This is a genomic window from Actinomadura sp. J1-007 (assembly GCF_009793335.1).
In the GTDB taxonomy this organism is placed as follows: Bacteria; Actinomycetota; Actinomycetes; order Streptosporangiales; family Streptosporangiaceae; genus Spirillospora; species Spirillospora yumaensis.
On record NZ_WING01000003.1, the window covers coordinates 459406 to 481361 of the forward strand.

A 21956-nucleotide genomic window follows, 5' to 3' on the forward strand; every position below is an offset into this window, starting at 1 on the left:
GGTCCCGGCCAGCCGCGGACCCTTGACGCGTTCGTTAGGGCTCTTTACTTTCACCTCCAAGTTAGGAAACTTTCTTAACTCAGGAGGGAGACCGCGCCCGTGGCGACGCCCACCCCCGGGACCCCCAGCATGCTGCGGGCCATCAACGACCGCGCCGCCCTGGAGGCCCTGCTGGCCGAGGGGCCGCTGACCCGCCCGCGGCTGTCGGACCTGACCGGGATCTCCAAGCCCACCGCCTCGCAGCTGCTGGCCCGGCTGGTCGAGGCCGGACTGGTCGTCCAGGACGGCGTGCGGGAGGGCTCCCGGGCCGGACCGCCGAGCTGTACCGGATCAACGGCGCCGCCGCGCACGTCGCCGGGGTGGACGTGACGCCCGCGCGGATCCGCGTCGCCGTCGCCGACCTCGCCGGGACGACCGTCGCCGAGCACACGCTGCCGACGCCGGAGCGGACGGGCGTCGACATCGTCGCCCGGACGGGCGCCGCGCTGGACGGCGCGGCGGAGGCGGCCGGGCTCGCGCGGGCGAGGCTGCGCCGCGCGGTGATCGGCATCCAGGGCGCGGTCGACCCGGGCACGGGGAGGCTCGGGTACGCGGCGCACATCCCCGGCTGGCACGTGCCGGACGTCGCGGGGACGCTGTCGGAGGGCCTCGGCGTCCGGGTCCGCATCGAGAACGACGTGAACCTGTCCGCGCTCGCCGAGCAGGCCGGCGGGAGGCGGCCGGCGTCCGCGACTTCGTGCTGCTGTGGGTCGCCGACGGCGTCGGCATGGCCGTGGTGCTGAACGGGGCGCTGCACCGCGGCGCAACCGGGGGCGCGGGCGAGATCGGCTACATGCCCGCGGTCGGCGCGCCGCTGATGCGCGACGTCCGGCGCACGCACACCGGCGGCGTGCACAGCCTGACCGGCGGCGCGGCGGTGCTGCGGCTGATGCGCGAGCACGGGTACCGGGGCCGCGACGCCGCCTCCGCCCTCGCCCGCGCCGCCGCGGACGCCGAGGCGGAGGACGGCGCGGCCCGTCCCGACGCACGGCACGCCGGCGCGCGGCACGCGGGAGGGCCGCGCGAGACAGGGCCGCACGGGCACGGCGAGGACGGCGGCGCGGGGCGCGGCGGGGAGGCGCTGCGGGAGCTCGCGACACGGCTCGGGGCGACGCTCGCCACCGTCGTCGCCGTGATCGACCCGGCGCTCGTCGTGCTCACCGGCGACGTGCTGCGCGCGGGCGGCGAGCCGCTGCGCGCCCGGGTCGAGCGGCAGCTCCACTCGCTGTCCATCCCGCGCCCCGCGGTGCGGCTCAGCTCCGTACGGGGCAACCCGGTGCTGGCCGGGGCGCTCCAGCAAGCACTGCGAGAGACCCGCGACGAGGTCTTCTCCACCGCCTGACCCGTTCACCCCCCTCCCCGAAGGAGAACCGGAGTGCGCACCACCACACCGCGCCGGATCGCGGCGGCCATCGCCGCCGCGGCGCTCGGCCTCACGTCAGCCTGCACGGCGGGCGGCGGCGGTTCCGACGACGGCGGCCCGAAGGCCGAAGACAAGCAGACGATCCAGGTGTGGCACGGCTGGAGCGCCGACCACGAGGTGAAGGGGTTCGAGGACGCCGTCAACGGCTTCCGCAAACTGCACCCCAACATCACCGTGAAGGTCACCGGCAACCAGACCGACGACCAGATCACCAACGCGATCCGGGGCGGCACGCCGCCCGACGTCGTCGCCTCGTTCACCACCGACAACCTCGGGCAGTTCTGCCAGAGCGGCGCGTGGCAGGAGCTGACGCCGCGGCTGAAGAAGTCCGGGGTGGACCTGAACATCTTCCCGAAGGCCGTCCAGGACTACACGCAGTTCCGCGGCAAGCGGTGCGCGCTGCCGCTGCTCGCCGACGCGTACGGGCTGTACTTCAACAAGAAGCTGATGAAGGGCAACGCGCCGCCGAAGACGATGAGCGAGCTCGCGGCGCTCGCCAAGAAGCTCACGGTGCGCGACCGGGACGGGAGGATCAAGGTCGCCGGGTTCATGCCGTCGGTGCAGTACTACGAGCACACCCCGCAGCACATCGCGACGAGCTTCGGCGTCAAGTGGCTCGGCGCCGACGGCAAGGCCAACTTCTCCCGCGACCCGGCGTTCACCGAGTACCTGAAGTGGGAGAAGGACCTGCTCGACTGGTACGGCTACGACGAGGCCAAGCGGTTCATGCGGACGATGGGCCAGGAGTTCGAGGCGTCCAACCCGTTCCAGAAGGGCAAGGTCGCCATGGCCGTGGACGGCGAGTGGCGCACCAAGTTCATCGAGAAGGAGGCGCCCGGCCTGGACTACGGGACCGCGCCGCCGCCCGTCTCCGACGCCCGCGCCGCGCAGTACGGCGGCGGGTTCACGCTCGGCACGATCATGGGCATCCCGCGCGGCTCCAAGCACGCCGACGCGGCCTGGGAGTTCGTCCGCTACCTGACGACCGACACCGGCTCGCTCGTCACGCTCGCCAACGCGCTCGGCAACGTCCCGAGCACGCTCCAGGCGCTGTCGTCGCCGGACCTGCGGCTGCCCGCCCAGTTCGGCACGTTCCTCAACGTCTTCAAGCACCCGGGGACGACCACCAGCCCGTCCAGCCCGAACGGCGGCGACTACCTCGTCCAGCTCCAGAAGTTCGTGCAGGACGAGTGGGAGCCCGGCAAGGCGCAGGACCCGGCGCGGGCGCTGAAGGCGCTCGACGAGAAGGTCGACAAGGCGCTGAAGCTGGCGGGCGGCTGAGGTGACGGGCCTGGCTGCCTGGACCGCGGCCGGCCGGGAACGGCGCCGCGGGGAGCGCGGCGACGGCGGGCCCGGCGGCGGACCCGGCGCGCGCGGCGGGTGGAGCGCGATCGGGGCGCGGGCGCGCCGCCGGCGGCGGCTGCGCGTGCTGGCCTTCCTGTCGCCGTGGCTGATCGGCTTCGCGATGTTCTTCGGGTACCCGCTGCTGGCCACGGTGTACTTCTCGTTCACCCGGTACGACCTGTTCAACCTGGAGTACGTCGGGCTCACCAACTACCGGTTCCTGTTCCAGGACGAGGACGCCTGGCACGCGATGCGCAACACGCTGTGGCTGGTCGCGGTGACGGTGCCGCTGCGGGTGCTGTTCGGGCTCGGCATCGCGCAGCTCCTCACCCACCTGAAGCGCGGCGGCGCGGTGTTCCGGTCGGTGTTCTACCTGCCGTACCTGGTGCCGCCGGTGTCGGCGACGGTCGCGTTCGTGTTCGTGCTGAACCCGGGGACCGGCCCCGTCGAGCACCTCGCCGACATGGTCGGCCTGCCGATGCCCGACTGGTTCAACGAGCCGGAGTGGAGCAAGCCGGGCCTCGCGCTGCTCGGGCTGTGGGCGGTCGGCGACGTGATGATCATCCTGCTGGCCGCCGTCCTGGACGTCCCGAAGCACCTCTACGAGGCCGCCGAGATCGACGGCGCGAACGGGTGGCAGCGGTTCCGGCACATCACGCTGCCGACGATCTCGCCCGTGCTGGCGTTCGCGGCGGTCACGGGCGTCATCCAGACCCTCCAGTACTTCACGCAGGCGATGGTGGCGGGGAAGGTCGCGGCGGGCCAGAGCGACCAGCCGGGGACGCAGACCGTCCCCGGCTACCCGGGCGGGTCCACGCTGACGTTCCCGCAGTGGCTGTACGACGAGGGGTTCCGGCAGTTCAACATGGGTTACGCGTGCGTGCTGGCGCTGGTGATGTTCGGCGTCGCGATGCTGTTCACGCTGGTGCTGCTGCGGCAGTTCCGCGCGTTCACCGACGGGGAGGCGTCATGAGCCTGCTCACCGCCGACCGCCGCGCCGCCGGGGCCGGGCGCGCGAAGGGGCCCGCGGGCCGTCCGCGCGCCGCCACCGGACGCCGCGCGCTGATCTGGTTCGGCACGCACGCCGTCGCGATCGCGCTGGCGATCATGTTCATGGCGCCGCTGCTGTTCATGTTCCTCACCGCCGTGATGTCGGACGAGCAGACGCTCAGCGGCGACCTGTGGCCGACGTCCTGGCACTGGGGCAACTTCGCCGAGGTGCTGAGCGGCGACATGCTGCGCTGGCTCGGCAACAGCCTGCTGTACGCGGTGCTCGGCACGGTGTTCATGCTGGTGTCGAGCGTGCCGGTCGCGTACGCGCTGGCGCGCTTCAGGTTCCGCGGGCGCAAGGTCGCGTTCGTGCTGGTCATCACGGCGATGATGCTGCCGCCGCAGATCACGGTCGTGCCGCTGTACATCGTGTGGGCCCGGTTCGAGCTGACCGGGACGCTGTGGCCGCTGATCCTGCCGCTGCTGTTCGGCGACGCGTTCTCGATCTTCCTGCTGCGGCAGTTCCTGGTGACGATCCCGCGCGACTACGCCGACGCCGCCCGGGTGGACGGCTGCGGCGAGTTCACGACCATGGTGCGGGTGATCCTGCCGATGGCGCGGCCGGCGCTCGCCGCCGTCGCGCTGTTCCAGTTCTTCTTCTGCTGGAACGACTACTACGGGCCGCTGGTGTACGCCAAGCCGGACTCCTGGCCCCTCGCCGTCGGCATCGCCACGTTCCGCGCGGCGCACAACGTCGAGTGGAACCTGACGATGGCCGCGACGCTCCTCACCGTGCTACCGGTGATCATCGTGTTCCTCCTCGCCCAGCGCGCGTTCGTGCGGGGCGTCACACTGACGGGAGTGAAGGGTTGAAGCTGGTCGTCGTCGGGGGTGGCTCGACCTACACCCCGGAGCTGGTGGACGGGCTGGCCCGCATGCGCGCCGCGCTGCCGGTCGCCGAGCTGGTGCTGGCCGACCCGGACCGGGAGCGGCTCGCGCTCGTCGGCGGCCTCGCCGCGCGGATGCTCGCGCGGGCGGGCCATCCCGGCGCGGTCCGCACGACCACCCGGCTGGACGAGGCGCTCGACGGCGCCGCGGTCGTCCTGCTCCAGCTCAGGGTCGGCGGGCAGGCCGCCCGGCACGTCGACGAGACGCTGCCGCTCGCGTGCGGATGCGTCGGCCAGGAGACGACGGGCGCGGGCGGGCTCGCCAAGGCGCTGCGGACCGTCCCGGTCGTGCTGGACATCGCCGAACGCGTCGCCGCCCGCGCGCCGGACGCGTGGATCGTGGACTTCACCAACCCGGTCGGGATCGTCACGCGCGCGCTGCTGGACGCCGGGCACCGCGCCGCCGGGCTGTGCAACGTCGCGATCGGCGTGCAGCGGAGGACGGCCGCGCTGCTGGGCGTCCCGCCGGAGCGGGTGCGGCTCGGGCACGCGGGCCTCAACCACCTGACCTGGGTCCGCTCGGTGCACTTGGACGGCGAGGACGGCGAGGACGGCGGCGGGCGCGACGCGGGCGGGGACGTGCTGCCGCGGCTGCTGGCCGAGCATCCCGACGAGCTGGCCGCGTCGGCGTCGCTGCCCGCCTCGTTCCTGCGCAGGCTGGGCGCCGTCCCGTCCTACTACCTGCACTACTTCTACGAGCACGACCGGGTCGTGGAGGAGCTGCGCGGGTCGCGGTCGCGGGCCGAGCAGGTCGCCGACCTCGAACGGGACCTGCTCGCCGCGTACGCCGACCCGGCCCTGGACACCAAGCCGGAACGGCTCTCCGAACGCGGCGGCGCGTACTACTCCGAGGCCGCCGTCCAGCTCGTCGCCTCGCTGCTCGGCGGCACCGGCGACACCCAGGTCGTCAACGTCCGCAACGGGGGCACGTTCCCGTTCCTCGCGCCGGAGGCCGTCATCGAGGTCCCGGCCCGGATCACCTCCTCCGGGCCCGTCCCCCTGCCCGTACCGCCGATGGAGCCGCTGTACGCGGGCCTGATCGCGCACGTGTCGGCGTACGAGGAGCTGGCCCTGGACGCGGCGCTGCGCGGCGGCGTCGACCGGGTCGCCAAGGCGCTGCTCGCGCACCCGCTCGTCGGGCAGCTCGACGTCGCCGACCGGCTCGCCCGCGACCTGGTCGCCGCCAACCGCGACCACCTCCCCTGGGCCGCCTGATGGACGTGCTGCTCGCCGCCGACGGCGGCAACAGCAAGACCGACGTGGCCGTCCTCGCGGCGGACGGGACGGTGCTCACGACCGCGCGCGGCGACGGGTTCCGCCCCCAGACGGTCGGCGAGGACGCCGCGCTCGACGGCCTCGCGGGCCTGCTCGACGCGGCCCTGGCGGACGCGGGCGCGCCCGCGTCCGCCGTCGCGCACCTCGCCGCCTACCTCGCCAACGTCGACCTGCCCGACGAGGAGGAGCGCCTGGAGAAGGCGCTCCTCACGCGCGGCGCCGCCCCCACCGTCACCGCGGGGAACGACACGTTCGCCCTGCTCCGCAGCGCCGCGACGGAGGGCTGGGGCGTCGCGGTCGTGTGCGGCGCGGGCATCAACTGCGCGGGCGTCGGACCCGACGGCCGCGTCGCGCGGTTCCCCTCCCTCGGCCCGCTGACCGGCGACTGGGGCGGGGGCGGCGAGCTCGGCCGCGCCGCGCTGTGGCACGGGGTCCGCGCCGAGGACGGCCGCGGCCCGCATACCGCCCTCGCGGCGGCGGTGGCGCGGCACTTCGGCGTGGACCGTGCCATCGACGCGGGCCTCGGCATCCACCGCGGCGAGTTCGACGCCGACCGGCTGCTCGGGCTCGCCCCGGCCGTCCTCGCGGCGGCGGCCGGCGGGGACCCGGTCGCGCTCCGCCTCGTCCACCGGCAGGCCGAGGAGGTGGAGCTCCTCGGAACGGTCGCCCTCCGCCGCCTGGACCTCCTGGACGTCCCGGCGGACGTCGTGCTCGGCGGAGGGGTCCTCGCCGCCCGCCATCCCGTCCTCATGGACGCCGTCCGGGAGCGCTACGCCCGTACGGCCCCGAGGGCCCGCCTGGTCGTCCCCGACGAGCCCCCGCTCCTCGGCGCCGCGCTCCTCGCCCTCGACCACCGGGACTCCCCGCCGGACGCCTACGCGCGCCTCCGCGCCACGTTCCCCCGCCGCCGCTGACCGGAAAGAGCCGCCCCTCCCCCGCGCGGACCTCCCTCCGCGACGCGACCGGAGGGCCTCAGACCGTTCCCGCGCGGTAGATGACGAACGAGACCGCGATGTACTGGAGCACGTACGCGGCGACGGTCAGCGCGTGGAACACCTCGTGGAACCCGAACCAGCGCGGCGACGGGTCGGGCCGCCTCAGCCCGTACACGAGCCCGCCGAGGCTGTAGAGCACGCCGCCGAGCGCCGCGAGCACGGCGACGGTGACGCTCGTCCCCCTGATGAACTGCGGGACGAAGAACGCCGCGACCCAGCCGAGCCCGATGTAGAGGGCCGTGTAGAGCCAGCGCGGCGCCCGGATCCACAGCACCCGGAACAGCACGCCCGCGACGGCCCCCGACCACACGACCGACAGCACGAGCGCCCGCGCCGCGCCGTCCAGGATCAGGTAGGCGAACGGCGTGTAGGTGCCCGCGATGATGAGGTAGATGTTGGCGTGGTCGAAGCGGCGCAGCCGGTCCGACACCCGCTGCGACCACCGGCCGCGGTGGTAGGCCGCCGACACGCCGAACAGCATCGCCGACGTCAGCGCGTACACCATCGCGCACAGCCGCGCGGCGAGCGTCGGCCCGAGCGCGACCAGCACCATGCCCGCGACCAGCGCGAGCGGGAACGCCCCGGCGTGCAGCCAGCCGCGCAGCTCCGGCTTGACGGCCTGCGCGAGTTCCACCGGTCGCCGCACCGGCACCTCCTCCGCTCCGAGCGCCGCGCCCGCGCGCGGCGGATCCGAACAGGAATCCGACCAGGCCAGCGTAACGGGCTCCGACCTCGGAAGACGTCCCTCCCGCGACGGCGCGCGAAGGCGAGCGGGGTCGGACGCCTCAAGGCGCGGGCCTTGACGTTGTAAGGTGCGGCCGGGCAGGGGGATAGGGTCGGACATCCGACGATGACGAGGAGGAGCCGCCGTGCTCATCGGGTTCGCCGTGCCGGTGTCGGGGGCGTGGGCCACCCCGGCCAACCAGGTGCTGATCGCCCAGCGCGCCGAGGAACTCGGCTACCACTCGCTGTGGACGCTGCAACGCCTGCTCAACCCGGCCGACACCACCGACACGACGTACCGCAACGTGGCCGACCCGCTGATCACCCTGGCCTACCTCGCCGGGTACACCCAGCAGGTCCGGCTCGGCGTGGCCATCGTCAACGTCCCGTTCACCACCCCGCCGATGCTCGCCAAGCAGGCCGCGACGCTCGACCACGTGACCGGCGGGCGGCTCGACCTCGGGCTCGGCCTCGGCTGGATGCCCGCCGAGTTCGCCGCGTCGGGCGTCCCGATGGAGCGCCGGGGCGCGCGCGCCGAGGAGTTCGTCGCGGCGCTGCGCTCGCTGTGGGCCGAGGAGGTCAGCGAGTTCCACGGCGAGTTCTACGACTTCCCGCCCGTCATGCTCGACCCGAAGCCGCTCCAGCACCCCGAGCCGCCGATCCTGATGGGCGGCACGTCGGAGGCGGCGCTGCGGCGCGCCGGGCGGCTGTCGGCGGGCTGGGTCAGCTCCAGCCGCGCCGAGCTCGCCGAGATCGGCCGGTCGATCGACATCGTCCGCGAGGCCGCCGACAAGGCCGGGCGCGACTCGTCCGCGCTGCGGTTCGTGTGCCGGGGCGCGGTGCGGATCCGCACCGAGGACGACGCTCCCCCGGCCGCCGGCGGCGCGGGCCGGCGGCCCCTGACCGGGACCTACGAGCAGATCCGGTCCGACTTCGACGCGCTGGAGGAGCAGGGCGTGACCGAGCTGTTCGTCGACCTCAACTTCGACCCCGAGCTCACCGGCCCGGACGCCGACCCGTGGGACTCGATGTACATCGCGCGCGAGGCCCTGGAGGCGTTCGCGCCGCCGCGCCTCCAGCCCTGACCCGCGCGCCCGGTCCCGACCCGGGCCCTCCGGTCCCGACCGGGGCCGTCCGGGCCTGACCCGGGCCCTCCGGTCCTGGTCTGCGCCGCCGCCGCTCCGGCCGTCCCCGCCCGCGGGGGCGGTCAGAGGGTGGGGCCGCGGCCCTCCCACGGGGTGCTGAGGACGACCGTCGTGCGGGTCGCGACGTTCGCCGCGGCCCGGATCCGCTGGAGGAGGTCCTCCAGCTCGTTCGGCGAGGCCACCCGCACCTTGAGGATGTAGCTCTCGTCTCCGGCGACCGAGTGGCACGCCTCGATCGCGGTGAGGTGGGCGAGCCGGTCGGGGGCGTCGTCGGGCGCGGACGGGTCGATCGGCTTGATCGACACGAACGCGGTGAGCGGCAGGCCGACCTCCTCGTGGTCGAGCAGGGCGGTGAACCCCTTGATGACCCCGCGCTTCTGAAGCCGCCGCACGCGCTGGTGCACGGCCGACACCGACAGGCCCGTCTCCTTGGCCAGATCGGTGAAGCTCATACGCCCGTCGCCCGCGAGCAGCGCAAGGATCTGGCGATCGATCTCCTCCACCCCGGAAATCTAGCGCGCCCGGGGCACCGGTGCCGACCCCCGCGCCATCACGGTCCGGCCCGGCCACCGCCGCGCACCCCGCGCGCCGACGCGCGGGCCGACGCGCGGGCCGTCCGGGGCGGCCCGCAGCTCCCCCGGACGATGAGCTCGGTGGGCAGCAGCACCGGGCGGCCCCTCCCCCGGCGGCTGCGGTCGCGCAGCAGCATCTCGCACGCCCGGTAGCCCATGTCGCGGGCGGGACGCGCGACGGCGGTGAGCGGCGGGTCGCACAGCTCGGCCCACGCCACGTCGTCCACCATGCCGATCGACACGTCCGCGGGGACGCGCAGGTCGAGCTCGCGCGAGACGAGCACGGCGGCCTCGCCGTGCAGGTGCCCGGCGGCCAGGAGCGCGGTCGCGTCGGCGCGGCGCTGGAGCAGCCCCGCGGCGGCGGCGTACGCGCTGTCGCGGGAGGGCCGGGACGTGACGACGAGGTCCTCGTCCGCCGGGACGCCCAGTTCGTCCAGGGCGGCCCGGAACGCCCGCTCCCGGGTGCCGGGCGCCCCGCCGGGCGCGGCGGCGCCGAGGAAGCCGATGCGGCGGTGCCCGAGCCCGACGAGGTACTCGGCGAGGGCGCGGACGCCCGCGCCGTCGTCGGCGAGCACCGACGGGATCTCCGGCAGCGCCGGCAGGACGCGGTCGGCGAACACCACGCTGGCCCCGACCCCCGCGAGGGCCCGCCACGCGGCGGCCTCCCCGGCGGGGACGGCGATGATGCCGTCGACGCGCTGCTCGGCGAGCCGGTCGACGATCTCGGCCTCGCGGGCCGGGTCGCCGTGCGCGGCGTCCACGATGACGTGCTCGCCGAGGCTGCGCGCGCAGGCGAGCACCCCGGCGGCCAGCTCGGCGCAGAACGGGTCGGCGACGTCCGGGACGACCAGCCCGATCCCGCCGCTGCGCCGCAGCTTCAGGCCGCGCCCGAGCGCGCTCGGGCGGTAGTCCAGGGCGCTCGCGGCGGCGAGCACGCGCTCGCGGGTCTCCGCGCCGACCGGCCCGCCTCCGGTGAACACGCGCGACACCGTGGCGATGCCGACGCCCGCCGCCGCCGCGACGTCCTTGATCGTCGCCGTCCGCCGTTCCGCCGCCACGCTCCGCCTCCGTCCGCCGCCGTGACCAGGGATCCGGGTCATCTTCTCATGAACGACCTTTCTCTGGAAACGTTTCCATATTGTTTAATCCACGCATTGCGACATATGCCCTGCTCGGCAGGGTTCACGGGAAACGTTTCCATCGTTTCCGGCGAGAGGGGACCTGATGGCCAAGATCGTGCTGGACGGCGTGGACAAGGTGTACTCGGGCGGCGTCAAGGCCGTGGACGGCCTGGACCTGGAGATCCGGGACGGCGAGTTCATGGTGCTGGTCGGCCCGTCCGGCTGCGGCAAGTCCACCGCGCTGCGGATGATCGCGGGGCTGGAGGAGATCAGCGGCGGCAAGATCGCCATCGGCGACCGGGTGGTCAACGACCTGGCGCCGAAGGACCGCGACATCGCGATGGTCTTCCAGAACTACGCCCTCTACCCGCACATGACCGTCGAGCAGAACCTCGCGTTCGGGCTGAAGCTGCGCGGCACGCCGAAGGCGGAGATCAAGGAGAAGGTCCGCGAGGCCGCCAAGATGCTCGGGCTCGACCAGTTCCTGTCCCGCAAGCCGGCGGCGCTGTCCGGCGGCCAGCGCCAGCGCGTGGCGATGGGGCGCGCGATCGTCCGCGAGCCGCAGGCGTTCCTGATGGACGAGCCGCTGTCCAACCTCGACGCCAAGCTGCGCGTGTCGATGCGCGCCTCGCTCAGCCAGCTCCACGAGCGGCTCGGCGTCACCACCGTGTACGTCACCCACGACCAGGTCGAGGCGATGACGCTCGGGTCGCGGGTGTGCGTGCTGCGCGAGGGCAGGCTCCAGCAGGTCGACACGCCGCAGCGGCTGTTCGACAACCCGGTCAACCTGTTCGTGGCCGGCTTCATCGGCTCGCCCGCGATGAACTTCGTGACCGCCGAGCTGGCCCGCGGCGACGGCGGCGCGCACGTCGCGTTCGCCGGCTACACCCTGCCGGTGCCGGACGAGGTGATCGAGGCCAAGCCGGGCCTGGACGGCTGGATCGGCAAGAAGCTCATCCTCGGCGTCCGCCCCTCGGACTTCGAGGACGCCGCGCACGCCAAGCCCGAGTGGGCGCCGATGCGGGCCAAGAGCAGCGTCACCGAGGAGCTGGGCAGCGAGATCAACGTGATCTTCACGATCGACGCGCCGCCGGTCGAGCACAAGGACACCGCCGACCTCGCCGAGGACGCGGCCGAGGGCGAGAGCGACATGGCGATCCCGCTGATCGAGAACAAGGCGCTGTGGACGGCGCGGGTCAACTCCCGCTCGCACGTGCGGCCGGGGCAGGAGATCGACCTCGCCGTCGACACCCGCCGCCTGCACTTCTTCGACCCGTCCAGCGGCCTGGCGATCGGCCACGCCGCCGCGCCGGCCGCGGAGGACGCCCGGGCGGACGAGCCGGCGGCGAAGAAGGCGCTGTAGCCGGAGCCGCTCCGCCGGTACGCCGGGTCCCGCCGGTCACTCTGCGTACACGTTGCCCACAGGTCCGTCCCCAGGCTGTGGGTAACGTGACGCTGAGTGACCGGGCGGCGGTGCGCCGGTCCGCTACTTGACCGAGCCCGCGAGCACGCCCTGCACGAAGTAGCGCTGGAAGGCGAAGAACACCGCCAGCGGGACGATCAGCGACAGGAACGCGCCGGGCGCCAGGATGTCGATGTTGCCGGTGAACTGCCGCATCTGCGACTGGAGCCACTTGGTCATCGGCTGCGAGCCGGTGTCGGCGAACACCAGCGCGACGAGCAGGTCGTTCCACACCCACAGGAACTGGAAGATCCCGAGCGACGCGATCGCGGGCCCACCGAGCGGGAAGATCACCCGGCGGAAGATCGTCCACTCGGACCCGCCGTCCATCCGCGCCGCCTCCAGCAGGTCGCGCGGGATCGCGGCGAAGAAGTTGCGCAGCAGGAAGATGGCGAACGGCAGCCCGAACGCGACATGGAACAGCACCACGCCGGTGACCGAGCCGAACATCGTGAACCCGCCGAAGTCGATCTTCCCGTACAGCTTGGCGACGGGGATCAGCGCGACCTGGACCGGGACGACCAGCAGCGCGACCACGAGCAGGAACAGCCAGTCGCGGCCGGGGAACTCCAGCCACGCGAACGCGTACGCCGCCAGCGAGGCGATCGCGACGACGAGGACGGTCGCGGGCACCGTGATGAGCACGGTGTTCCAGAACGAGTCGACGAAGTCGGGCTTGTCGAGCAGCCTGGAGTAGGAGTCGAAGGTGAGCTGCGACGGCGCGCCGAACACCTTCCACCAGCCGCTCGCGTTGTTGTCCTCGTTGGACCGCAGCGAGGCCATGAGCAGCCCGAACGTCGGCACCAGCCAGAACAGCGCGACGACGGCGAGCAGCGCCTGCGCGGCGCCGCCGCCGAGGCGTCCGACGATCCGCGCGCCGATCCCGCGGCGCGGCGCGCCCGACGCCCCGTTCGCCCCGCTCGCCTTGTCCTCGGCTCCGGCGGCGGTCGGGCTCGTCCCGCCCGTCCCGCCGCCGGCCGGGCCGTCCGCTGTGCCCGCGGTACTCATGCGCGCTCCTGCCGCAGTCGCCGGATGTTGAACAGCATGGCCGGGACGACCAGCAGGAACAGCAGCACGGAGATCGCGCTGCCCGCCCCGGGTCGTTGCCCCCGCCGAACGACTCGGTCCACATCTGCAACGCCAGCACGCTGGCGTTCGGATCGCCGCCGCCGATGATGAACACCAGGTCGAACACCTTCAGCACGTTGATGACGAGCGTCACCAGGACCACGACGAGGACGGGCGCGAGCAGCGGGATCGTGACGCGCCGGAACACCTGCCACTCCGTCGCGCCGTCCACCCGCGCGGCCTCCAGCGCGTCGCGCGGGATCGCGGCGAGCCCGGCGGCGATCAGCACCATCGCGAACCCGGACCACACCCACAGGTACGACACGATGATCGCGGGCGTGATGAGCGTGCCGCCGAGCCACTCCGCCCCGCCGTACGCGGCGGTGAAGTTGTCCTTCGGCAACCGGACCGTGACGGGGCCCGGCACCTTCTTGAGCCGGAACGTCCCGTCGGACGCGGTGGTGGCCTTGGCCACGACCTTGCCGTCCTTGACCGCCTCGACGCGGACGCCGGGGAGCGCGGACTCGCCGGCGTTCGGCGCGTTGGGCGCGCCGCCCCCGCCCTTGGTGAAGTCGAACCAGACCGCGCCGTTCACCTCGCCCGGACGGGCGGCGGGCGGCTTCACCGCGGGCCCGGCGCCCTTCGGCAGGTCCTCGGGCTTGACGCGCAGCAGCGGGAGCAGCGCGGTCTGCCCCGGGCCGACGGCGGCGGTGGTGACGACCGCGCCGCCGTCCGCCCTGACCGGCTGGTTCGAGCCCGCGCGCGGCCCGGCCCCCGGGTACGCCTCGCCCGGGGCGAACATGTCGTGCACCGACACCATCACGGCGTTCGCGACGCCCTTGTCGGGGTCCTGCTGGTACACCAGCCGGAAGATCACGCCGGAGGCGAGGAACGAGATCGCCATCGGCATGAACACCACGAGCTTGAACGCCGTCGCCCACCGGACCCGCTCGGTGAGGACGGCGAACAGCAGCCCGACGATCGTCACGACCGTCGGCGCGACCAGGACCCAGACCACGGTGTTGCGGACCGAGACCAGGTTGTCGTGGCCCTTGAAGATCCCGGTGTAGTTGTCGAGCCCCGCGAACGAGTCGCCGGACGCGTCCAGGAGGCTGCGGATCACCGAGTACACGATCGGGTAGACGACCAGGAACCCGAGCAGCACCAGCGCGGGCAGCAGGAACGCCATCGCCAGCCAGGACGGCGGCGCGATCCCGGCCTTGCCGGCCCTGCCCGCCTTGCCGCCCCCGTCGCCGCCACCGCTTCCGCTGTCCGCCGCACCGGGCGCGGGCCGGGGGTCGGGGACCGCGGCGGCGCCGCCCGCCGCGGCGGGCGGCGCCTCCTCGCGCGGTGCCCGGTCCGGCGGAACGTCGTCGTTCGGCGCGCTGTCTGGAGCGTTCATCCAGGGTCCCTTTTGCTCGTGCTCTCCCGGTCCGGACGCTGGGTCAGCCCTTGTACGCCTTGGCCGCCTCGGCCTCCAGCCTCTCCTGCGTGCCCTTCACGTCCGTCGGCTTCTGCACGAAGGTGCGCAGGGCCTCCCACTCGCCCTTGCCGGGCGTCGCGCCGAACGCGGCGGGCGCCAGGTCGGACAGGTCGTAGCGGGCCGCGTCGCCGGACTTCTGGATCTGCGCGGCGAACTGCTTGGCGATCGGGTCGCTGTACGCCTCGGGGCTCACGTTCTTGTTCGGCGTCAGGTAGCCGCCGAGCCCGGCCCAGGTCTTGCCCGCCTCCGGCGAGGCGAAGAACTTCATCAGCTCCTGCGCGCCCTTGCCGTCCTTGAGCGCGACGGCGATGTCGCCGCCGAGCACGGCCGGGTCGGTGGCGCCCGCCTTCGGGAAGGGGAAGACCTTGGCGTCCGCGCCGACCTTGGCCTTGGTGGTGGCGATGTTGGCGGCGGCGAAGTCCCCGCCGTACACCATCGCCGACTTCTGCTGCCCGAACGTCTGGGTGACCGACTCGTCGAACTTGGTCTTGGTGGCGGCCGCGACGCCGCCCGCGATCAGGTCGGGCTTGCCCCAGATCTGCGCCAGGGTGGTGAGGGCCTTGCCGACGGTCGGGTCGGTCCACTTGATCTCGTGCTTGGCGAGCTTGTCGTAGCTGTCCGGCCCGGCCTGCGAGAGGTAGACGTTCTCGAACCAGTCGGTGAGCGTCCAGGAGTCCTGCGGCCCGGCCGCGAGGGTGAACGGCGTGGTGCCGGAGTCCTGGATGGTGCCCGCGGCCTTCACCAGGTCGTCGAACGTCGCCGGGGCTGCACGCCCGCGTCCTCGAACGCCTTCGTCCGGTACCACAGGATGGACTTGTAGGCGGCCTTGGTCATCACGCCGTACGTCTGGCCCTTGGCGGAGCCGAGGTCCTTCCAGTACGGCGCGAAGTTCTTGTCGACCTCGGCGACGACGTCGGCGGACAGCGGCTTCAGGCTCCCCTTCGCCGCGTACTGCTGCATCAGGCCCGGCTGCGGCAGGATCGCGACGTCCGGCGGGTTCTTCGCCGAGATGCGCGGGCCGAGGTAGGCGTCGGTGTTCTCGCCGGTGGACGCGTACTGCACGGTCGCGCCCGTCTTGGCCTCGAACGCCTTGAGGACCTTGCGGAAGTTGGCCTCCTCGGGCCGGTCCACTTGGCGGCGACCTCGATCTTGACGCCCTTGAGCGCGGTGCCGCCCTCGGGCTTGTCGTCGCCCTTGTCGTCGTCCCCGCCGCCGCACGCGGCGGCGGACGCGAGCAGGCCCGCCGCGACGACGGCGCTCGCCACCCGCCGGTTCATCCTGACCCTCATGCCGAATCCTCCTTGGGCGAACCGGCGGCCGACTCCCAGATCGACGCGCCGGTCTCGATATCGAAGAAGTGCAGGCGCCCGGTGTCGACGTGGATCGTCACCGGGTCGCCGACCTTCACGCGGGTGCGCGGGCTGAACCGCGCGACCAGGTCGGTGCGGGGCGCCTCCAGGCGCCCCAGCACGTCGGTCCCCGCGTCGCGGGCGAGCTCCTTGGTGTCCTCGGTGACGACCTGGGCCGCCTCGACCGCGAAGTGCACCAGGACGTCCGAGCCCATCGCCTCCACCAGGTCGGCGGTGGACGTCAGGGAGGCCAGGTCATGGGTCTCGACCAGCTCGGCGTCCTCCATGTCCTCGGGGCGGACGCCGACGACGACGTCGCTCCCGAGGCGCGCGGCCAGGGCGGGCCGCGCGGCCATGAGCTCGCCCGGCAGGGCGAGGGTCTGGCCGCCGATCTCCAGCAGCGGGTTGTCCGCGTCGCCGGTCAGCGTCCCCTGGATCAGGTTCATGGCGGGCGAGCCGATGAAGCCGGCCACGAACAGGTTCGCCGGCCGGTCGTAGAGCTCCTGCGGCGGCGCGACCTGCTGGAGCTCGCCCTTCTTCATCACCGCGACCCGGTCGCCGAGCGTCATCGCCTCGGTCTGGTCGTGGGTGACGTAGATCGTGGTGACGCCGAGGTCGCGCTGGAGGCGGGCGATCTCGGCGCGCATCTGGACGCGGAGCTTGGCGTCGAGGTTGGACAGCGGCTCGTCCATCAGGAACGCCTGCGGCTCGCGGACGATCGCGCGCCCCATCGCGACCCGCTGCCGCTGCCCGCCCGACAGGTTGCGGGGCTTGCGGGACAGGTGCTCGGTGAGGCCGAGGATCTCCGCGGCGCGGTCGACCTTCGCCCGGATCTCCGCCTTCGGGAGCTTGCGCAGCGACAGGCCGAAGCCGATGTTGTCGCGCACGGACAGGTGCGGGTAGAGCGCGTAGCTCTGGAAGACCATCGCGACGTCGCGGTCGCGGGAGGGGACGCGGTTGACGGTCCGCTCGCCGATGACCACCTCGCCCTCGGAGATCTCCTCCAGCCCGGCGACCATCCGCAGCGCGGTGGTCTTGCCGCAGCCGGAGGGCCCGACCAGGACGAGGAACTCCCCGTCGGCGATGTCGAGGGACAGGCCGGTCACGGCCCGGGTCCCGTCGGGGTACACCTTCCCGACGCCCTTCAGGGCGACCTCTGCCACGGCGTCTCCTCTTCGTCCGGCACTGCGTTCCGCGCTCCCGCGGGCGCGGGCGCGACGGCTCTCCGGGGACGGCCGGAACGGCCCGGCCACCGGAGCGCAACTCGCTGGTAACCCCGTCGGAACAGTGTCGTACAGGGCCGGACGGCGGCACCGCAACATGAACAGCGTCCGCTGACACGATTGGTGAAGAGATCGTTATATGGAGCGACTTCGGACATGCGGAGGACCCGACCGTAACGCGCCGGAAGGACGGGGCGGCCCGCACGCCGCGGACCGGCCCGGGAACGCGGAGTGGGCGGGAGCGCGCGCCCCCGCCCTCTCCCCCGCCCGCCGCGCGCCGCGCCGCGCCGGGCGTCCCGTTCAGTCGATGAGGACGAGGTCGCGGTCGGTGTTGTTCATGCGCTCCACGCCGTCCTCGGTGCAGACGACGATGTCCTCGATGCGGGCGCCGTGCGGGCCGGGGTAGATGCCCGGCTCGATGGAGAACGCCATGCCGGGCTCCAGCGGCTCGGTGTTGCCCGAGACGATGTAGGGGTCCTCGTGGGTCTCCAGGCCGATGCCGTGCCCGGTCCGGTGGATGAACAGCTCGCCGTACCCGGCGGCGGCGATGACGTCGCGCCCGGCGGCGTCGACGGCCTCGGGCGTGGCGCCGGGGCGGACCGCGTCGCACGACGCCTGCTGCGCCTCCTTCAGCACCGCGTAGTACGCGGCGTAGTCGGCGGGCGGCTCGCCGACGCAGTAGTCGCGGGTCGAGTCGGAGCAGTAGCCGCTCGGCATCGTCCCGCCGATGTCGACGACGACGGGCTCGCCGGGGCGGATCACGCGGTCCGACAGCTCGGCGTGCGGGCTCGCGCCGTTCGGCCCGGACCCGACGATCACGAAGTCGACCAGCGCGTGGCCCTCCTCCAGGATCGCATCGTGGATGTCGCGGCCGACCTCCCGCTCGGTGCGGCCCGCCTTGATCAGCTCGGGGACGCGGCGGTGCACCCGGTCGATCGCCGCCCCCGCCTCGCGCAGCGCGGCGACCTCGGCCGGGCTCTTGCGGACGCGCAGCCCGCGCATCACCGTCCCGGCCGCGACCTGCTCGGCGTCCGGCAGCGCGGCGCGGAACCGCAGCGCCATCACGGCCCACATCCGGTCGGCCACGCCGACCTTCGCGACGCCGCGGGGCAGCCGGCCGGTGGCGAGCGCGAACGGGTCGTCCGTCTCGTCCCACGGCACCATCTCCACGCCGAGGCCGCCCGCGGGCGACTCCCGCGCGGCGGCCAGCTCCAGCCGCGGCACGACGAGGAACGGCTCGTCGTCCGCCGGGACGACCAGGCACGTCAGCCGTTCCAGCGGCAGCGCGTCGTAGCCGGTCACGTACCGCAGGTCGGGCCCGGGCGTCAGGAACACGGCGCCGAGCCCCGCGCGGGCCGTCGCCTCCCTCACCTGCGCGAGCCGCTCGCGCGGATACAACTCCGTTGTCACATCCGTCTCCATCCCAGGTCGCGGCGTCCCGCGCGGCCGTGGCGCGCGCCCGATCGCCGCTTCCTCCTTCCATGCCAGCCGTGGCCTGTCACATTCCGTCAAGTCCCGGCGCGGAGACGTCCGCGCCGGGCATCCCCCAAGGATGGCAAGCCCGCCGGCTCCCCCGCGCCCCGGGCGTCCCGGAGCGCGCGGCGGCGCGGCGGCGCGGGGGCGCGGCGGTCAGGCGTCCACCGGGTGCGCGGTGCGGCGGAGGCGGTCGCGCTGGGCGGCGGTCAGGCGGCCGGGCACGGCGACGGCCTCGTACGCGCCGACCCCGGAGCGCCGGAGCGTCAGCGGGTCGAGGCTCTCGGGGTGGCGCGCGGCGTCCTCCAGCGCCCCGGCGACCCGGTCGGCGGACCAGCCGAGCGCGCCCGCCAGCCGGTCGGCGGTGAGCGGCGCGCGGGCGTGCACGAGCGCGGCCATGACCGTCAGCGCGTCGCCGCCCGCGGCGATCGAGGGACCGCCGGACATGTCCTCGCCGAGGCGCGCGAAGAAGCGGCCCATGCCGTTCAGCCGGGCTCCGGCGGGCGTGGCGGCGCCGAGGATCGCGACCCCGCGCGCGGACGACTCCGCCAACTCCTCGTGCGCGCGGGCGCTCGTCGTCCAGGTGCGATACCACACGTCGTCGTCGATGACGTAGCGTTCGCGCCGCCGGCCGCGCTCGCGCCGCACCAGCTCCAGCTTCTCCAGGTAGCCGACGGCCTTCGACACCGACGCGGGGCTCACCCGCAGGAGCCGGACGAGCTCGGCGGCGGTCAGGGACCCGGAGTCGGCCGTGAACAGCCCGGTGAGCACCCGCGCCGCCATCGGCGGGACTCCCGTGCGGACCATCAGCGCGGCGAACTCCTCGACGTACCGGCGCACCGCCTCGGGTCGCGCCCGTGCGCGCCGAGCGCCGCCGGGCGGACGGCCGGCGGGGCGGACCCGGCGCGGCGGGCGCGGCGCCCGGCCGCCGCGTGGGCGCGGCCGGCCCGGTAGCCGCCGGGGCCGCCGTTGCGGGACACCTCCCGGCTGACGGTGGACGTCGGCCTGCCCAGCCGCCGGGCGATCTCCGCGTAGCCGAGCCCCTCCCGCAGCCCCGCCGCGATCTCGTGCCGGTCGTTCTCCGTCAGCCTGGTCCCCGGCATTCCCGCGCCTCCCCGGTCGCCGAACGGCCCCAGTGTGCTTTCACCGGCAGCGCATTGCAACGACCGCCGGCACGGGCGTTGCATTAACGTTCAGCGCTGTTGCAATTTTTGTTCGAGAATGCCCAGCACAACGGCTTGCGGCGCGCGGATTCACGTTGACCGAATATGAAACGAAACGTAGCCTCCACCATTGTCCGAAGCGGTGCGGCGGAGTTTTCAGGAAAGGGGGGACGATGGCGACGAGCGGTGATGCCGTGCTCGCCGTCGAGGGGCTGCGGATGCGTTACGGGACGACGGACGTCCTGCACGACGTCACGTTCCGGGTGGGCCGGGGCGAGGTGCGGGCGCTGCTCGGGCCGAACGGCGCGGGCAAGAGCACCACGATCGAGATCCTCGAAGGGTTCCGGATGCGGTCGGCGGGACGGGTCGAGGTGCTCGGCGCCGACCCGGCGCACGGCGGCGAGCGGTGGCGGGCGCGGCTCGGCGTCGTCCTCCAGTCGTGGCGCGACCACGGCAAATGGCGGGTGCGCGAGCTGCTGGCGCACCTCGGCCGCTACTACGCGCGCTACTCCACCGAACGGATCCGGCGGCCGTGGGACGCGGACGAGCTGATCGCGGCGGTCGGCCTGTCCGAGCACGCGGGCAGCAAGATCAGGACGCTGTCCGGCGGCCAGCGGCGCCGGCTGGACGTGGCGATCGGCATCGTCGGCCGCCCCGAACTGCTGTTCCTGGACGAGCCCACGGCCGGTTTCGACCCCGAGGCCAGGCACGGCTTCCACGACCTCGTGCGCGGGCTCGCCGCCGAGCAGGACACCACGATCCTGCTGACCACCCACGACCTGGCCGAGGCGGAGAAGCTGGCCGACCGCATCGCGATCCTCAACGGCGGCCGGATCGTCGCGGACGGCACCGCCCCGGAACTCGCCAAGCGGATCACGGGCGAGGACCAGGTGAGCTGGACCGTCGGCGGGCGCCGTTTCGAACAATCGACCCGGGAATCCACGAGATTCGTCCACGGCCTTTTCCAGCGGTACGGCGAATCGCTCGCCGATCTGGAAGTGCGGCGTTCCTCACTGGAGGACACTTATCTCGCGCTCGTCCACCAGGCCGAAGAGGTGCCCCGGTGAGTCCGGCCGCCACCGCCCTCCGGCTGGGCTGGGCGCGCGGGCTGATCGAGACGCGGCAGTCGTTCACCAACGGCGCGGACCTGTGGAGCCACGCCACCTGGCCGGTGCTGATGCTCGCCGTCACGTACTTCACGCGGGACGTGGCGTTCGGGTCCAGCGGGTTCCCGCTCGGCACGCTCGCGCTGCCGAGCATCCTCGGCATGAACGTCGCGTTCGGGATGGTGAGCGTGAGCCAGCACCTCACCGCCGACCGCGAGGACGGGACGCTGCTGCGCGCCAAGGCGACGCCGAACGGGATGCCCGCGTACCTGGTCGGCAAGCTCGTCTCGGTGTCGGCCGGGCTGCTCGCCGAGCTGGCGGTCTTCCTCGTTCCCGGCCTGCTCGTCGTCGACGGCCTCTCGGTCGGCGCGGGCTCCTGGCCGACGCTGGCGTGGGTGCTGCTGCTCGGCATGGCGGCGTCGCTGCCGATCGGCGCGGTGCTGGGCTCGGTGTTCGCGACCCCGCGGGCGCAGGGGCTGATCCTGCTGCCGATCCTCGGCATGACCGCCGTCTCGGGATCTTCTACCCGGTCTCCGCGATGCCGGGCTGGCTGCAAGGGCTCGCGCAGGTCTTCCCGGTCTACTGGCTCGGGCTCGGCATGCGCTCGGCACTGCTGCCCGGCGACGCGGCCGCCGTCGAGATCGGCGACTCCTGGCGGCACCTCGAAACCGCCGGGGTCCTCACCGCCTGGGCGGTGGCCGGCCTGCTGGCGGCGCCGTTCCTCCTGCGCCGGATGGCGCGCCGCGAATCGGGATCGAGCGTCGCCGAACGCCGCGAGAAGGCCCTCCAGCGGCTGCGGTAGGACGCCGCCGCGCGTTCCCGGCGCGCCGTCCCACACCTTCCGTCGCACATTTCGTCCTCCACTTTGTGTAATCGAATGGCCGCCATGGGTAGATCTTCCGAGAGCCTCGCCGCGCTCTGCCCGCAATGGCGGTAGCCATGGGCGACGAAAAGCCGTTCGCGCGCTTGCGGCGGCCTTTTCGCGCGGACGCGCGGCGCGACTCGCCGGACCGGGCGGCGGACGGGCATCCCGGCTGTACTCTTTTCCCGGGCCG

Annotated in this window: 19 protein-coding genes and 3 pseudogenes; 11 read left to right on the forward strand and 11 right to left on the reverse strand. The window is 73.6% G+C overall.

Translation table 11 applies throughout. The features are described 5' to 3' along the window. Positions 1-99 precede the first annotated feature (99 nt). The 7 genes and pseudogenes from GEV43_RS52765 (at position 100) to GEV43_RS43535 (ending at position 6932) form a co-directional block, all read left to right on the forward strand. Positions 100-369: a winged helix-turn-helix domain-containing protein gene (locus tag GEV43_RS52765; RefSeq protein WP_309240295.1), complete on the forward strand. Its 270-nt coding sequence runs from the start codon at positions 100-102 to the stop codon at positions 367-369. Then, positions 366-1381, forward strand: a pseudogene (locus GEV43_RS43510) (ROK family protein). Before GEV43_RS52765 ends, GEV43_RS43510 begins: the two are co-directional and overlap by 4 nt. Before the next feature lie 33 nt (positions 1382-1414). Continuing rightward, positions 1415-2743 carry an ABC transporter substrate-binding protein gene (locus tag GEV43_RS43515; protein ID WP_160826483.1) on the forward strand — a complete coding sequence of 443 codons (1329 nt, stop codon included), beginning with the start codon at positions 1415-1417 and terminating at the stop codon, positions 2741-2743. A 1-nt stretch (position 2744) separates the two neighbouring features. Continuing rightward, positions 2745-3779: a sugar ABC transporter permease gene (locus GEV43_RS43520; protein WP_309240296.1), complete on the forward strand. Its 1035-nt coding sequence runs from the start codon at positions 2745-2747 to the stop codon at positions 3777-3779. Next, entirely contained in the window at positions 3776-4669 is an 894-nt protein-coding gene (locus tag GEV43_RS43525; RefSeq protein ID WP_160826484.1) for a carbohydrate ABC transporter permease, read from the forward strand. The genes GEV43_RS43520 and GEV43_RS43525 overlap by 4 nt, the downstream gene beginning before the upstream one ends. Further along, positions 4666-5958 (forward strand): 6-phospho-beta-glucosidase, encoded by a 1293-nt coding sequence (locus GEV43_RS43530; RefSeq protein WP_160826485.1) that lies wholly within the window; start codon positions 4666-4668, stop codon positions 5956-5958. Before GEV43_RS43525 ends, GEV43_RS43530 begins: the two co-directional genes overlap by 4 nt. Continuing rightward, positions 5958-6932 (forward strand): N-acetylglucosamine kinase, encoded by a 975-nt coding sequence (locus tag GEV43_RS43535; protein WP_160826486.1) that lies wholly within the window; start codon positions 5958-5960, stop codon positions 6930-6932. The genes GEV43_RS43530 and GEV43_RS43535 overlap by 1 nt, the downstream gene beginning before the upstream one ends. Before the next feature lie 58 nt (positions 6933-6990). Here GEV43_RS43535 and GEV43_RS43540 read toward each other — a convergent pair whose 3' ends face one another. Continuing rightward, positions 6991-7659, reverse strand: coding sequence for a hemolysin III family protein (locus GEV43_RS43540; protein WP_160826487.1), 669 nt, complete (start codon positions 7657-7659; stop codon positions 6991-6993). Positions 7660-7882: 223 nt separating this feature from the next. Here GEV43_RS43540 and GEV43_RS43545 point away from each other — a divergent pair, with 223 nt between their 5' ends. Further along, entirely contained in the window at positions 7883-8821 is a 939-nt protein-coding gene (locus GEV43_RS43545) for a TIGR03619 family F420-dependent LLM class oxidoreductase (protein WP_160826488.1), read from the forward strand. 122 nt (positions 8822-8943) lie between these two features. Here GEV43_RS43545 and GEV43_RS43550 read toward each other — a convergent pair whose 3' ends face one another. Both GEV43_RS43550 and GEV43_RS43555 read right to left on the reverse strand, forming a co-directional pair. Then, on the reverse strand, positions 8944-9384 hold the full coding sequence (locus tag GEV43_RS43550; protein WP_160826489.1) for an Lrp/AsnC family transcriptional regulator: 441 nt from the start codon (positions 9382-9384) through the stop codon (positions 8944-8946). Positions 9385-9431: 47 nt separating this feature from the next. Beyond that, on the reverse strand, positions 9432-10511 hold the full coding sequence (locus GEV43_RS43555; protein ID WP_309240297.1) for a LacI family DNA-binding transcriptional regulator: 1080 nt from the start codon (positions 10509-10511) through the stop codon (positions 9432-9434). A 166-nt stretch (positions 10512-10677) separates the two neighbouring features. Here GEV43_RS43555 and GEV43_RS43560 point away from each other — a divergent pair, with 166 nt between their 5' ends. Beyond that, positions 10678-11937 (forward strand): ABC transporter ATP-binding protein, encoded by a 1260-nt coding sequence (locus tag GEV43_RS43560; protein WP_160826491.1) that lies wholly within the window; start codon positions 10678-10680, stop codon positions 11935-11937. 123 nt (positions 11938-12060) lie between these two features. Here the strand turns inward: GEV43_RS43560 and GEV43_RS43565 are convergent, their stop codons facing one another. The 8 genes and pseudogenes from GEV43_RS43565 to GEV43_RS56815 all read right to left on the reverse strand — a co-directional run bounded on the left by GEV43_RS43565 (position 12061) and on the right by GEV43_RS56815 (position 19735). Further along, positions 12061-13044, reverse strand: a complete 984-nt coding sequence (locus GEV43_RS43565; protein ID WP_160826492.1) for a carbohydrate ABC transporter permease — start codon at positions 13042-13044, stop codon at positions 12061-12063. After that, a complete protein-coding gene (locus GEV43_RS54380) occupies positions 13041-13166 on the reverse strand; it encodes a hypothetical protein (RefSeq protein ID WP_302931446.1) in 126 nt (41 codons plus the stop codon). Before GEV43_RS54380 ends, GEV43_RS43565 begins: the two co-directional genes overlap by 4 nt. A gap of 86 nt (positions 13167-13252) precedes the next feature. Further along, a pseudogene (locus GEV43_RS55680) lies at positions 13253-14506 on the reverse strand (carbohydrate ABC transporter permease); the annotation flags it as partial. 43 nt (positions 14507-14549) lie between these two features. Beyond that, a pseudogene (locus GEV43_RS56810) lies at positions 14550-15805 on the reverse strand (ABC transporter substrate-binding protein). 67 nt (positions 15806-15872) lie between these two features. Then, a complete protein-coding gene (locus GEV43_RS43580) occupies positions 15873-17099 on the reverse strand; it encodes an ABC transporter ATP-binding protein (protein ID WP_160826493.1) in 1227 nt (408 codons plus the stop codon). Between the two features lie 360 nt (positions 17100-17459). After that, complete coding sequence (locus GEV43_RS43585) at positions 17460-18569, reverse strand: Xaa-Pro peptidase family protein (RefSeq protein ID WP_309240300.1); 1110 nt, start codon at positions 18567-18569, stop codon at positions 17460-17462. Positions 18570-18788: 219 nt separating this feature from the next. Further along, complete coding sequence (locus GEV43_RS43590) at positions 18789-19472, reverse strand: helix-turn-helix domain-containing protein (RefSeq protein WP_309240301.1); 684 nt, start codon at positions 19470-19472, stop codon at positions 18789-18791. Further along, on the reverse strand, positions 19439-19735 hold the full coding sequence (locus tag GEV43_RS56815; RefSeq protein WP_375539148.1) for a helix-turn-helix domain-containing protein: 297 nt from the start codon (positions 19733-19735) through the stop codon (positions 19439-19441). Before GEV43_RS56815 ends, GEV43_RS43590 begins: the two co-directional genes overlap by 34 nt. 233 nt (positions 19736-19968) lie before the next feature. On the opposite strand from GEV43_RS56815, the gene GEV43_RS43595 reads away from it, so the two are divergent. Beyond that, on the forward strand, positions 19969-20862 hold the full coding sequence (locus GEV43_RS43595) for an ABC transporter ATP-binding protein (protein WP_160826495.1): 894 nt from the start codon (positions 19969-19971) through the stop codon (positions 20860-20862). A gap of 577 nt (positions 20863-21439) precedes the next feature. Continuing rightward, the gene (locus GEV43_RS52785; protein ID WP_241684498.1) at positions 21440-21703 is read left to right on the forward strand and encodes a hypothetical protein; all 264 of its coding nucleotides are present in this window, start codon (positions 21440-21442) and stop codon (positions 21701-21703) included. Positions 21704-21956 lie beyond the last annotated feature (253 nt).

Excerpts from the sequence above, each read along its gene's own strand:
- GEV43_RS43525 (WP_160826484.1), top strand. The coding sequence starts at position 3,776 with ATGAGCCTGCTCACCGCCGACCGCCGCGCCGCCGGGGCCGGGCGCGCG.
- GEV43_RS43535 (WP_160826486.1), top strand. The coding sequence starts at position 5,958 with ATGGACGTGCTGCTCGCCGCCGACGGCGGCAACAGCAAGACCGACGTG.
- GEV43_RS43560 (WP_160826491.1), top strand. The coding sequence starts at position 10,678 with ATGGCCAAGATCGTGCTGGACGGCGTGGACAAGGTGTACTCGGGCGGC.
- GEV43_RS43565 (WP_160826492.1), bottom strand. The coding sequence starts at position 13,044 with ATGAGTACCGCGGGCACAGCGGACGGCCCGGCCGGCGGCGGGACGGGC.
- GEV43_RS56815 (WP_375539148.1), bottom strand. The coding sequence starts at position 19,735 with ATGCCGGGGACCAGGCTGACGGAGAACGACCGGCACGAGATCGCGGCG.
- GEV43_RS43595 (WP_160826495.1), top strand. The coding sequence starts at position 19,969 with ATGGCGACGAGCGGTGATGCCGTGCTCGCCGTCGAGGGGCTGCGGATG.
- GEV43_RS52785 (WP_241684498.1), top strand. The coding sequence starts at position 21,440 with ATGCCGGGCTGGCTGCAAGGGCTCGCGCAGGTCTTCCCGGTCTACTGG.